Source organism: Alicyclobacillus sacchari, from assembly GCF_004366795.1.
Classification (GTDB): domain Bacteria; phylum Bacillota; class Bacilli; order Alicyclobacillales; family Alicyclobacillaceae; genus Alicyclobacillus; species Alicyclobacillus sacchari.
This window is the reverse complement of record NZ_SORF01000014.1, coordinates 44987-58520: the sequence shown is the minus strand read 5'-3', so window position 1 is coordinate 58520 and position 13534 is coordinate 44987. Positions and strand designations below refer to the sequence as shown.

Genomic DNA, 13534 nt, shown 5'->3' with positions numbered 1-13534 from the left:
CGCCTTCGTCACGATGATCCCTCCATGGTCGGATTCTGGGGGGATCATCTCGCACCAGGCACGCTGGCGCTAGGTGTGCACTATTTGACGCTCACATTGAGCAAGCCCAGAGAAAGATGAACAACCTCCTCGCAACGATTCAAATGACCGGCCCTTCAACAACCTTGGCTGAAGCGTTTAAGACCGTTGAAGCCGAGAAGGAGCGGTTGGAACGTAAGAAGGCGGCTTTGCTGGTCGAAGTACAGCCCATCCGTCCCATTACCGAATTGGAGTTGCGGACTTTGCTCGAAGACTTCTCTAACGTGATGCAAGCGGGGACGAACAAGCAGCGTCGTGAGATGATACGTGCTTTCGTGTCACATATGATCTTTGATCCGGAAACCCGCCAGATACAGGTTTATTTCTGGCCGAGCCCCTTGATGGGCCCGGATCCTTACATGAAAAGAGCGAAGCACATTTTTCTGTGCTTCGCCCGGATTTCGGATGGTGGAGGCGACGGGAATCGAACCCGCGTCCGAAGATCTCGCTACATGCACATCTACGGGCGTAGACCGTCTACTGATGTCCCTGCCACCCGCGGACGATCACGCTGGTGTACAGGCGAGTTCGCTATGGTTTCGCCGATGCCCCGCGAACATAGGCACCGACTAGCCTGCTCAGGTGACGTTACACGGCGCGCACAGGCAACGCGTCATGTAACGGTCTCGTGCGATTAGGCAGCGAGAGCGATCTTGCTTTGTGAGGTAAAGCGATTAGCTTTGCCAGTTAAACTTAGACCTGCGTGATTAACGTGTGCGCAGCCCCACGGCCCGCCGTCCATGCTCGAACAATCCCCGTCGAATCCAAAACGCCCCCGCGTTTTGGGATTGTATCGCTAATCGCCGAGAGTGTTCTTGCCGAACTGACGTATATCAGTCTAACACCAACCACAGTTTCTGACAACCGTAGAATGCTGTTGATCTGTCCAATCGCATCCGGACTGTCCAGACAGAAGCTGTTTGGTCACCAACATCCAAGTCATCCACGTTGACGATCCCGCAGTGCTCGCTCGATTTCGCGGTTGGCATCGCGTTTCTTCATCGTCTCGCGCTTATCGTGGAGCTTCTTGCCTTTGGCGAGTCCCAGTTCCACCTTGGCAAATCCGTTCTTCAGATAAATCTTTGTCGGCACGAGCGTAACTCCGCGTTCGCGAACAGCTCCGAACAGATAATTGATCTCCTTGCGATGGAGCAAGCACTTGCGGGTTCGCAACGGATCGTGATTAAATCGATTGCCTTGCTCATAAGGGGCGATGTGCATGTTGTGAATAAACACCTCGCCCTTTTCGACTCGCGCGTACGCATCGCGCAAGCTGACCGAACCTTTACGCATGGACTTAATCTCTGTGCCGGTGAGCACAAGGCCAGCCTCGAACGTCTCCTCGATGAAATAATCGTGGTACGCTTTTCGATTTTGCGCAAGAATTTTTCCCTCACCGGACTTTGCCATACGTGTCACTCCAGAGCCGCTTCAATGATATAGCGTAGAGTTCATCATAACACGGCTCACAAGAGCGAGCAAGGCAATCCGCATCCGATAGATGCATGTGCAGCCCTTGGACCCAAACTCACCTTCGCCCGCGCTTGCCTCCCGGTTTACCCTTGGCCCGTTTCGGTTTGCCTCTGCCAGCTGCAGGTGCGCCCGTCCCCACCAGTGCCTTCCCCGATTTCGCACGCTTTGGACGATCCGCCACCTCCGCGGCCACCCGGTCTCCCTGCTTGCGCCCGCCAGTCTTGCGCGTCGCCTTCCGACCGCCCGCCTGCTCATCTCGGGCCGGCCACGTGCGATAACCCCCGGTCCTGCGCTCACCGCGCCTATGGCCGTCGCCTCCTCCCGTTTCCCGATCCCACTTCGCGAACCGATCCGCCGCGCTCTGCCGCTGGCGTTTGCCACGACTTCCCTCTGCTTCACGAAGCGCACGTGCATCCGGAAACTCCGCATCCCACTCGTCATAGGGCATATCTGGGGGCGAAGCCGCATGTCGAACGTCGATGATTGGATCTTCATGATCCGCGCTTGGCACCGCGTCCCGACGGCGTCCGGCACGGTCTGTGCCGCCGCGCACTGTTCGCCCACTCAGCTTATCTCGCCGGTTACGCCCACCCATACCGCGATCGCGCTGGCCCCTGCCTTTCTCACCGGACATCGATTCGCGGCGGCGAATACTCTCGCGACGCTCCTTGGGCGACAGATCCTCGTCATAGATGATGGCGTCGCCACCTTCGCCGCCCACAAACGTCGCTTCGCGCAAATGCGCGACAAGGCCAAAGTCAATGCGCAACTCTTCCTTGCTGGCACGCGCCACCACAACCCGGACCGGATCGCCAATCCGAAACACGCGACGCGTTCGCTCCCCGATAAGCGCCATCTGCCGTTCATTGAGGACGTAATAATCGTCATCAAGGGCACTGATGTGAATCAGGCCTTCGACGCCGTTGTCGAGCTGCACAAACAAACCGAATTGCGTCGCGCTCGTGATGATGCCATCGAACTCCTCGTCGATATGCGCCTGCATGTATTCGACCATCTTGAGCTGATCGACTTCACGCTCCGCATCTTGTGCGATCCGCTCGCGTTCGCTCGACTGACGGCTCGCTTCCGCGACAAACTCGCGCAGCGTCTCTTCGCGCTCTGGAGACAAACCGCCACTCAGCACTTCGCGCATGATACGGTGGATGGTCAAGTCTGGATAACGCCGAATTGGCGAAGTGAAGTGCGTATAGTATTCCGCCGCCAAACCAAAGTGACCTGTGCATTCCGGCCGGTATTTCGCCTGCTGCATCGATCGGAGCATCACCGTGGAAATCATGCGGGCCTCACGTGTACCTTCCACTTCACTCAGAACTTCCTGCAGTGCCCGAGGGTGCACTTTACTGCCGCCTGCACCCTTGAGGTGATACCCAAAGTTGTGCAAAAACGCGTTCAAGTCCAGCATCTTAGCCGCATCGGGTTCCTCGTGAATCCGATACACGAACGGCACACCCATCCAATGAAAATGCTCCGCGACCGTTTCATTGGCCGCCAACATAAATTCCTCGATCAGCCGCTCTGCAATTGAGCGTTGGCGGGGCACAATGTCGACAGGCTCGCCGAGATCGTTCACTTTCACATAAATTTCGTCGAAGTCAAAGTCCACAGCCCCGCGGCGCATGCGCTTTTCGCGCAGGATCAGCGCCAACTGTTCCATCAGCTCGAACATCGGCACGAGCGCTTCGTATTTGCGGCGCAGTTCTGGATCGCGCTCAACCAAAATCCGACGCACGTTGTTATACGTCATGCGCGCGGCCGTCCGGATGACGCTTGGAAAGATGTCGTGATGAACGATGCGGCCCTGCCCGTCGATCTCCATGACACACGACATCGTCAGCCTATCCACTTGCGGATTGAGCGAGCAGATGTTGTTCGACAAGCGCTGTGGCAACATGGGAATGACGCGATCGACGAGATACACGCTTGTCCCTCGCCGAAACGCCTCTTTGTCGATCGCGCTGCCCTCTTTCACGTAATAGCCGACGTCGGCGATATGCACGCCGAGCTCGTAATGGCCGTTTGCCAGTACTTTTACGTGGACCGCGTCATCCAAGTCCTTCGCGTCGTCGCCGTCGATGGTGACGATGACTTCGTCGCGCAAGTCGCGTCGCTTGGCAATTTCCGCGGGATCGATTTCGATAGGTATCTCCTCCGCCGCACGCAACACCTGCTCGGGAAATTGCTCAGGCAGCCCGTACTTGCGGATGACCGACAGGATATCGACACCTGGCTCGTCGGGGTGGCCGAGCACCTCGACAACGCGGCCCACCGGTCCGTGCGTGGCGGAAGGATACGACGTCAACTCGACGACCACAACGTAGCCGTCGTGTGCGCCGTGCACATCCTCTTTCGGCACAAAGATATCGTCGGCGAAGCGTTTGTCGAGCGGTGTCACGAACGCATGCGACGCATATAAGGCAATTTTCCCGACGATGCGCTCATGGGCGCGATCCACCACTTTGACGATCACGCCTTCGCGATGAGCACCTGTTTTGCCACGAGTATCGCGCACCCGCGCCAAAACCTTGTCGCCACTCATGGCGCCATTCAATTCTGTAGCCGGGATGTAGATGTCCGTTTCCGACTCCTGCTCTGGAATGACAAAGCCAAATCCGCGAGCCTTCATCTGCAATCGCCCGACAATCAGGTTCATCTGCTCGGGCAAGGCGTAGCGGTTATTCTTTGTGCGCATGATGTCGCCGTTGTCTTCCATCTCGTTTAGCAGCTTCAAGAAGTCCCGAAACTCCGACGCCCGCTCGACGTCGAAGACTTCACACAATTCTTGCGCGGTCAGCGGCGAATAGATATCGCTGGCCATATAATCGAGCAGTTGTTCTCTCTGCAAGGGAACTCACTCCATCGTCAGACTCGCCTGAGCGCGAACCGATACGTAATGTCTGTACTAGTATGGACACAAATAGGCGAGATCGCCACCCCTTGCCGTAGAAAGTTTTACCGTACGCGATCAGTCATTTGCTGCGGCCTTGGCTTCAGAAAATAGGAACAGACAAACAAACCTGCGGCCAGCGCGACCAGCAGCCAAAACGACTGATGATAACTTCCTGTTGCGTCCTCGATAGCTCCTGCAAGCATCGGAACGACGCCGGACATGATATAGCCGCCGCACTGCATCATGGCCGTCCAACGGCTGGCCTCATCGCCCGTCGAAGCCTCGTCGAGCGGCAGAATGAGGAGAATGGGAAAGAGGCCGCCGAGGCCGATTCCCAAAAAGACATCGGCTATCCAAGGGCCGATCATGGCAAGTGGCATTGCACACAGCGCCAAACCGATGATCGAAAACACTGCACAAGCCATCAGCCAAGGTGTTCGCTTGTTGCTGCGGTGCACGAGCATCGGGATGACGAGGCTCGAGAACATCTGGATGATGGAGAACGTCGTGAGCACCACGCCCGCTCCGGCAGCCGAATACCCTGTTTGCTCTGCCTGCGGCGCCAACCAGGTCGTGACTGAGTAATATATGCCAGACTGCAAGCCGAACGCAATCAGCAGAAGCCAAGCCCGCCCGACGTTCCATGGCAGCTTTCCCTTGGCCTGCTCCTCATCGCGAAAACCGCGATCCGCGACGAGCACAGGCACCCAGATCACCAGTCCGAGTGCGGCGAGCACGGTCCACGTCCCCAAGGATGCCTGCCAAGAGTGGAGCGTTGATACCAGCGGGATCGACAAACCGGCACTGACGGTGGCACCTACACCGATACCGACCGAGTAAATCCCGATGATGGCCGCCGCACGGTCAGGAAAATGTTCTTTGATAAAACCGGACAGCAAAGGGCCGATGACGGCGATGCCCACCCCGGCGAGAAATGCGGAAATCAACAACAGGGGCGAAGCGTGCACGAAGAAACGAAGCAAAGTCGCCAAGCCGATGAGTGCCATACAAGCAAAGATCGCCCGATCAATACCCATTCTGTCGCCAACCGTACTTGTGAGCGGCGCAAAAACCCCCATGCAAAAAACCGGGATGGCGGTCAGCAGACTTGCGGTCAAGGAATTCATGTGCAAGGCGTGCTGAATTTGCGTCATCAGCGGGCCTATCGACGTGATGGGCGGACGCAGGTCAAGCGATAAGATAAAAATCGCGATGATTAAGAATCCTTGTTTCTTTCCCAACTCTATCACTCCGATCATAGCTCGCACCGTCGCGCGAAAAAGGGGCCCGCCCTCTGTCATCACATAGGATGTACAGCGAGCAGCCCCTTGTACATACAAAATCCCGTTTCGACTGATCAGTGAATATTGTAGTGGTAAAAGGCCGCAATCAGCATCGTCACCAAGAACAACAGAATGGCCAATACGACCGTCACCTTGCCAAGAAACGAATCGAGTCCCTTGGCCCGACGGTTTGAGGTTTGATTCGATCCGCCGGTGATGACACCCGACAACCCCGCACTTCTACCCGATTGGAGCAGGATGACAAGGACGAGCAACGCGCACAACGCCACGAGGACGATTTTCGCTGCTAACATCATCTGCTTGTCACCTCCGCTCCACGTTGTTTTCCAGTCTTAGTCTAGCACGCTTGTCAAGCGTGCAAAAACGCTGCTTTACCCGCGTACTGCGCAGCACCACCAAGTTCTTCCTCGATCCGCAGCAATTGGTTGTACTTGGCCACGCGGTCGGTGCGGCTAGGTGCGCCGGTCTTAATTTGGCCCGCGTTGGTTGCAACAGCGATGTCGGCGATGGTTGTGTCCTCGCTCTCGCCGGAGCGGTGCGAGATGATGGACGTATAACGAGCGCGCTTCGCCATCTCAATAGCCGCAAACGTCTCCGTCAAAGTGCCAATCTGGTTGACCTTGACGAGAATCGAGTTGCCCACGCCCTGTGCAATGCCTTGCTGTAGACGCTGCACGTTCGTCACGAACAGATCGTCGCCAACCAGTTGCAACTTGTTGCCGAGCGCCTTCGTCAACTTCGCCCAGCCGCCCCAGTCGTCTTCAGACAAGCCATCCTCGATGGACACGATTGGGTACTTGCCGAGAAGAGCCTCATAGTAGGCAATCAACTCGTCTGCCGAACGGGTAACACCTTCGCCTTCAAAATGATACAAGCCGTCTTTGTACAACTCGGTCGACGCGACATCGAGTGCGATGGAAGCCTGTTCGCCGGGCTTGTAACCAGCCTTCTCGATGGCCTCGACGATGATTTGAATCGCTTCTTCGTTCGTCTTCAGGTTGGGTGCAAAGCCGCCCTCGTCACCGACGGTCGTCGCCAAGCCCTTATCGGCGAGCACTTTCTTCAAGTTATGGAAGATCTCAGCGCCCATGCGCAGAGCCTCGCGGAACGTCTCAGCTCCGTGCGGGACGACCATGAACTCTTGGATATCGACCGTGTTGTCCGCATGCTTTCCGCCATTCAAGATGTTCATCATCGGTGTCGGCAACGTGCGCGCATAGAAGCCTCCGAGATAGCGGTACAGCGGCACGCCGAGTTCAGCAGCCGCAGCCTTCGCGACAGCCATAGATACAGTCAAAATTGCATTCGCGCCAAGTTTGCCCTTGTTTGGCGTGCCATCAAGACCAATCAACAAATCGTCGATCGCGACTTGATCCAATGCTTCCTCGCCGATGAGTTCCGGCGTGATCACTTCGTTGACATTCTTGACCGCATTCAAGACGCCCTTGCCTAAATAGCGCCCCTTGTCACCATCGCGCAACTCGACAGCCTCATGCGCCCCCGTCGAAGCGCCGGACGGAACGATGGCACGACCAATCGCGCCGCTTTCCAGTTCAACTTCTACTTCGACCGTCGGGTTGCCGCGCGAATCGAGCACCTCACGGGCATGTACGTCAAAAATCTCGGACATTCCGATCCACTCCTTGTCATGTCAATTTCCGCGCGAGTCATATTCCCCGCGCAGGGCTTACCAATGTCAACCGGGCGGACATATCCGCCCGCGCTGCACCAATCCGCTTGGCCAAGAAAACGTGATTTACTTGACGATCAGCGACTTACCTGTCATGGCCTGAGGTTGCTCCACCCCCAATAAATCGAGCAGCGTCGGCGCCAAATCGGCCAGAATGCCATCCGAACGCAGCTCTACCCCTGGTAAGGTGACGATGCATGGCACCGGGTTCGTCGTATGCGTTGTACAAACTTCATGCGTATCCGGAAACACCATGATATCCGCATTGCCGTGATCAGCCGTAACGATGGCCACACCATTGACGGCAGCGATGGCATCCAACACTGTCTTCAGACATTCGTCGACCGCTTCGCAGGCCTTGATCGCCGCTTCGAGCGATCCTGTATGGCCAACCATATCCGGGTTCGCAAAGTTCAAGATCATCGTGTCGATCTCGCCGGATCGCATCCGCTTGGCTGCCGCTTCTGCCACCTCGTACGCACTCATCTCCGGTTTGAGGTCGTAGGTTGCGACTTTCGGCGACGGAATGAGAATCCGCTCTTCACCTGGAAACTCCGCCTCGCGGCCGCCAGAGAAGAAGAATGTCACATGCGGGAACTTCTCCGTTTCGGCAATGCGCAACTGCGTCAGTCCCGCCCGCGACACCACCTCGCCATAGGTGTCGTGCGGACTGTCCGGCGGAAAGGCGATCTCGCCGCCGACCGTATCGCTGTACTTGGTCATCGAAACAAAGTGCACAGACGGCGGATTCGCGCCGCGATCGAAACCGCTAAACTCGCGGTCTGTAAATGCCTGCGACAACTGAATCGCGCGATCCGGCCGGAAGTTGAAGAAGATGAGCGAATCGCCGTCTTCCACCTTGGCGACAGGCTCGCCTTGCGCATCCACATGGACGATCGGCAGGACGAATTCGTCGGTGACATCGTTGGCGTAACTCTGTTCCACCGCTTCTGCGAGACGCGTCGCTTTCTCGCCTTCCCCATGCACCATCGCGTGATACGCTTTGGCGACGCGCTCCCAGCGCCGATCCCGATCCATCGCATAATAGCGGCCGACGACGGTTGCAATTTGCCCAACGCGAAGATCGGCCATCAGCGACTCCACTTGCCGGATGAAGCCAGCGCCAGTCTTTGGCGACGTGTCACGGCCGTCCAGAAACGCATGGACGGCAACCTTTTGGACGTTTAGGCCGGCGGCCATGCGCAATAGCGCCAGCAGATGATTCACGTGGCTGTGGACACCGCCATCGGAGACCAGGCCGCAAAGATGCAGGGTCTTGTTCTTGCGAACAGCAGCATTCATCGCCCGCTTCAACACGTCGTTTTGATAAAAGTCGCCCTCGCGAATGGCTTTCGTGATTTTGGTCAAGTCCTGGTACAGCACACGTCCGGCACCAATGTTCGAGTGACCGACCTCAGAATTGCCAAACTGGCCGTCCGGCAGCCCAACCGCTTCACCACTCGCCTGCAGTTGCGTATGAGGGTATGTCTGCCAAAGATGATCAAACGTTGGGGTCTTTGCAAGATACACCGCATTGCCTTCATGCACCGGGTTGAGACCGAAACCATCCAGAATAATCAGGGCCACCGGGCCTCTGCCACTTGGACGGGACCGGTGTGCAAACGTCGCGTCCGCCATCAGACAACCTCCTTGAGCGCTTGCGCCATCTCAATGAACGAGGTCGGATCTAAGCTGGCACCCCCGACCAACGCGCCATCGATGTCCGCCTCACGAACGAACGACGCAACATTGTCAGGCTTCACACTGCCACCGTAAAGAATGCGCACCGAAGCCGCCGCATCTTCGCCAAACAAATCCGCAACGAGCGCGCGAATTTCGCTCGCGACATACTGCGCATCCTCAGGCGTCGCCGTCTTGCCCGATCCAATCGCCCAGACGGGCTCGTAGGCAATCACGGCTCCGACAACCTGATCGGCCGAAAGTCCATCTAGCCCTTTCTGCACCTGGCCTGTAACGACTTCCTTCGTAATGCCGTCCTGCTTTTGCGAGGAATTCTCGCCGACACACAAAACAGGAACCATACCAGCCTCTACAATGGCGCGAACCTTGTGGTTGACCATCTGATCCGATTCATTGAATAGCATGCGGCGCTCAGAGTGTCCAGCCAGGACGTATCGCGTCCCGAATTCGGCAAGCATACCCGGCGCGATTTCGCCCGTGTAGGCCCCCTCCTTTTCCGGATACACATTCTGTGCCCCGATGCTCACGTTCGCCGGTAACATCACGCGCAAAACATGAAGAGCCGTATACGGCGCGCAGATGGCGTATTCGATCCCGTCGGCAAGCTTTGCCGAGTGCTGCCCCAGCGATTCTGCGAACGACCGCGCTTCGGCGACCGTCTTGTACATTTTCCAATTGCCCATAAGCAGTGGTGTTCTTGCCATGGACGTGCCCCCTTCCTCAATTGGCCGAAGTCACTTCTCTTCGATGACCGCAACCCCTGGCAACAGCTTGCCTTCGAGAAACTCAAGAGATGCGCCGCCACCCGTCGACACGTGCGACATCTTTACCGCAACACCTGCTTGCTCGACAGCTGCGACAGAATCTCCACCGCCGACGATGGTTGTCGCGTTTGCTTCGGTCATCGCTTCCGCAATGGCGAACGTGCCCTTAGCAAATGCCGGCATCTCGAACACACCCATCGGCCCGTTCCAAATGACTGTCTTTGCGTCACGGATTTCCGCCTGATACTGCTCCACCGTCTCCGGGCCAATGTCGAGCGCCATCTCATCAGCTTGCACCGCATCGACCTTGCGCACCGCATATTCAGCATCTGCAGCGAACGCCTTCGCGGCTACGACGTCAACCGGAAGCAACAGACGGCTGTTATGTTGTTTGGCAAGCTCAAGTAGGCGAGCTGCCGTCTCTTTCGCGTCCGCCTCGACGAGCGACTTGCCCATATCGTAACCCTGCACGGCGAGGAAGGTGTTTGCCATACCACCGCCAATGAGCAGCGCATCGACTTTCGGAAGCAGATTTTCGATCACGCTGATTTTATCCGACACCTTGGCACCGCCAATGATGGCGACAAATGGCCGTTCCGGATTGGCCAACGCCTTGCCCATGACGCCAACTTCCTTTTCCATCAAAAAGCCTGCGACACACGGCAAGTAATCCGCGATGCCCGCCGTCGATGCGTGTGCGCGGTGCGCAGTTCCAAATGCGTCGTTGACGAACACATCGCCAAGCTTCGCCAGCTCTTTGGCCAGGTCTGGGTCGTTCTTCTCTTCGCCCGGATAAAACCGCACATTCTCCAAAACGAGAATGTCGCCATCGGACAAAGCTGCAACGGCTTGTTCCGCCGTCTCGCCAATCGCATCTTGACAGAACGATACGCGTTTGCCCGGCAAAAGCGATTGCAGATGATGCGCGACCCGAGCCAAAGAATACTTCTCGTTGCGCTCGCCTTTGGGCCGCCCAAGATGGCTCATGAGGACGACTCGAGCGCCGTGGTCAGACAGATATGTAATCGTCGGCAATGCAGCGCGAATACGCGTGTCGTCCGTGATTTCGCCTCCATCGTTCATCGGGACGTTGAAGTCGACACGAACCAGCGCACGCTTACCATGCCATGTGACGTCTTCAATTGTTCGTTTTGGCACGAAAAGACCTCCCATCTCCTGCTTGTCTATCTACACGGGTGTTGTGTTCACAAGTTGTATTGTACCAGACCACTTCCTGTGCAAAAAGTGTTTTGCCTGTTTCGATGAATTCTGTGCAGGCAAAAGGGCAGTCCGGACTATCGGCCAGGCTCGCTGAATATGAATGACAAAAGCGAGATCGCATCGGAGGTGGCGGCACATGACCATCGGAATCATCGGCACCGGCCACATGGGCGGCATGTTGGCAAGGGCGTTCGCGGAGACGTCCGGCGAGACCGTTTACGTATATAACCGATCGCGCGCGAAGGCTGAGGCCGTGGCGGCGAGCTGTCCGCAGATCGTCGTTTGTGACACGATACAGCAAATCGCCGCGCTCTCCGACGCGGTCTTCGTCTGTACAAAAGCCATCGACGGCGAACGCGTCGCCGAACAAGTGGGGCCACACCTTACGGCGGAACAACTGTTGCTCACGACCATCAGCACGGTCGATCTCGCCAGCTGGCAGAGGCTGACCAAAGCCACGCCCATCAAAATTGTGCCAAGTCTGACGCAATCGGTACACAAGGGTGTCGTGCTCATCACCTACCCAGACAACGTGGAGCGCGCAGTGCAACAGGCGATCGAATGCAAGCTTTCACGTATCGGCCAGCCCTACGTGGTGCGCGACGCGGATGTCCGCGTCTGCTCAGACCTCACGAGCTGCGGCCCTGCGTTCTTCGCTTTTCTCTGTCAAGCATGGGCGACGGCGGCCAGCCGCATCAGCGGTATCCCCTATGCCGAAACGGAGTCACTCGTGACCAACACACTGATTGGGTTAGCGGCTTTGCTCGAGCAGGGTGCGGACTTCGGTCAGGTCCTTGAACAAATTTGCGTGCCAGGCGGTGTCACGGAAGCTGGTCTGAAAACGCTCGGCGGAGCCGAAGAGATGTTCGCCAACCTCCATAAGACGACTGCCCGACACACCCATCCCGGCCGGACGGTTGAGCCACTGCCGGCCCGCGACGGCCGTTAAACCGAAAAGCCGATCGAGTTTCACGGCGAATTCTGACAACCTTTGTCGAATAGGCATGAATTCCACACGATACGCTTGTCAAAAAATTGAACGGAAAGCATAATGTTTTCAAAACATTTGTTGACACGAGCGTGCGATCCAAAAAGGTGGTAACTTACGGTGAGCTATGCTTCGGCCAGTATCAGAGTAGATGACTTCGCATTGAACACGCACATGTTGCAGACGTCCGAGCGGGCTTGTACGGACGACGGAAACAGGCGTCCCTGTGTCCTTGACTTCGAGCGCAGACTTGTAGAGCATGAAGCGTTTTGTAGCGTCGTGCGTGACTTTGTCGCAGGCTTCCCATTTCCCGAGCCACTCGTCTGCCTGATTCTTGATGCGGATCGCGTCATCCTCGACCGGGTTGTGAATCAAGGCGCGCGCATCCCAGCGTCCATCGACGAACGGCTTGATTCGCTGGCACCGGGCAACCTGTTCCCCGGCATGATCGGATGCCTGGACGTTGAGCGAGGTCCGCAGCGGAGCGAAGCCGCATTGTTGCACGAGCATCCCTGGCGGGATGGCTGGCACTTGGCAATGGCAACCGTATCGGATGCGAGCAGTTCGGTAAATCGGGACATTGTGCTGTTGGTCAAAACGACCGCACCGAGCATGCTCGTCAAGCAGACGGCCAATGCCATGGCCTACAGCATTGCACAAATATGGACAAGCCTGCAGAGCCAGCCGCCTGTTGATCGCGGACGTTCCCTTATCGACCGCCTGCGAACGAAGCTCCAGGAGTTCGAAAAGGTGTCGGCCTTGGCGCAGCTCAGCGCCGGGATTGCCCACGAGATTCGCAATCCACTGACGACCGCCCGCGGTTTTTTGCAGTTGTTTGGCGAGCGCTGCCAGCAGACGGATAAAGCCTATTTGCAATTGACAATTCGCGAGTTAGATCGAATTCAGGAATTGCTCGAGGATTTCATGGGGCTGTCGCGGCCAGATAACGAGTGGCCACAGTCTATCGATGTCTGCCACCTGCTGCAATCCGTATGCCACTTTCTCCAGCCAGAGGCCAGTTTGTGCGGCGTCGAACTCACCTGTTCGGTGCCCGCCGGTGCCGTGTTTGCCACACTTCGGCCAGGCCGCATCAAACAGGTGTTGATCAATCTGGTCCAAAACGCGGTACACGCCTGTGAGGGCCGCGTGAACGGCGCAGTCAACCTGAGGCTGGCAGACTCCGGCGCAGACATTGACATCTCGATCATCGACAACGGTTGCGGAATTGCAGATATGCGCCAGCTGTTCCGTCCGTTCCACACGACCAAGCCATCTGGCACAGGTCTTGGCATGTTTGTCAGCAAACACATTGTTGAGGCGCACCGCGGTCACATCACCGTCAACTCCGAAGTCGACCGGGGAACCGTGGTCTCCATCCACCTACCGAAGGCGCAACCTGTTACTTGA

10 protein-coding genes and 1 other RNA gene are annotated in these 13534 nt (G+C 57.0%); 2 read left to right on the top strand and 9 right to left on the bottom strand.

All coding sequences use genetic code 11. The features are described 5' to 3' along the window. Positions 1–484 precede the first annotated feature (484 nt). From ssrA to C7445_RS12290, 9 genes are all read right to left on the bottom strand, one after another. Positions 485–855, bottom strand: a transfer-messenger RNA (tmRNA) gene (ssrA, locus tag C7445_RS12330). Between the two features lie 162 nt (positions 856–1017). Continuing rightward, entirely contained in the window at positions 1018–1488 is a 471-nt protein-coding gene (gene smpB / locus C7445_RS12325) for an SsrA-binding protein SmpB (protein ID WP_040290781.1), read from the bottom strand. Between the two features lie 118 nt (positions 1489–1606). Beyond that, positions 1607–4414 carry a ribonuclease R gene (gene rnr, locus C7445_RS12320; RefSeq protein WP_134160740.1) on the bottom strand — a complete coding sequence of 936 codons (2808 nt, stop codon included), beginning with the start codon at positions 4412–4414 and terminating at the stop codon, positions 1607–1609. Between the two features lie 107 nt (positions 4415–4521). After that, positions 4522–5700 (bottom strand): MFS transporter, encoded by a 1179-nt coding sequence (locus C7445_RS12315; RefSeq protein ID WP_243835173.1) that lies wholly within the window; start codon positions 5698–5700, stop codon positions 4522–4524. 116 nt (positions 5701–5816) lie between these two features. Beyond that, positions 5817–6059: a preprotein translocase subunit SecG gene (gene secG / locus C7445_RS12310; protein ID WP_134160736.1), complete on the bottom strand. Its 243-nt coding sequence runs from the start codon at positions 6057–6059 to the stop codon at positions 5817–5819. Positions 6060–6112: 53 nt separating this feature from the next. Then, positions 6113–7393, bottom strand: a complete 1281-nt coding sequence (gene eno, locus C7445_RS12305; protein ID WP_134160734.1) for a phosphopyruvate hydratase — start codon at positions 7391–7393, stop codon at positions 6113–6115. A 126-nt stretch (positions 7394–7519) separates the two neighbouring features. Then, positions 7520–9091, bottom strand: coding sequence for a 2,3-bisphosphoglycerate-independent phosphoglycerate mutase (gene gpmI / locus C7445_RS12300; protein WP_134160732.1), 1572 nt, complete (start codon positions 9089–9091; stop codon positions 7520–7522). Then, positions 9091–9858, bottom strand: a complete 768-nt coding sequence (gene tpiA, locus C7445_RS12295) for a triose-phosphate isomerase (RefSeq protein WP_134160730.1) — start codon at positions 9856–9858, stop codon at positions 9091–9093. Before tpiA ends, gpmI begins: the two co-directional genes overlap by 1 nt. Positions 9859–9888: 30 nt before the next feature. Beyond that, a complete protein-coding gene (locus C7445_RS12290; protein ID WP_134160728.1) occupies positions 9889–11076 on the bottom strand; it encodes a phosphoglycerate kinase in 1188 nt (395 codons plus the stop codon). Positions 11077–11239: 163 nt separating this feature from the next. Between C7445_RS12290 and C7445_RS12285 the strand changes: the two genes are divergently transcribed. Further along, the gene (locus C7445_RS12285) at positions 11240–12088 is read left to right on the top strand and encodes a pyrroline-5-carboxylate reductase dimerization domain-containing protein (protein ID WP_134160726.1); all 849 of its coding nucleotides are present in this window, start codon (positions 11240–11242) and stop codon (positions 12086–12088) included. 159 nt (positions 12089–12247) lie between these two features. Then, entirely contained in the window at positions 12248–13534 is a 1287-nt protein-coding gene (locus C7445_RS12280; RefSeq protein WP_134160724.1) for a sensor histidine kinase, read from the top strand.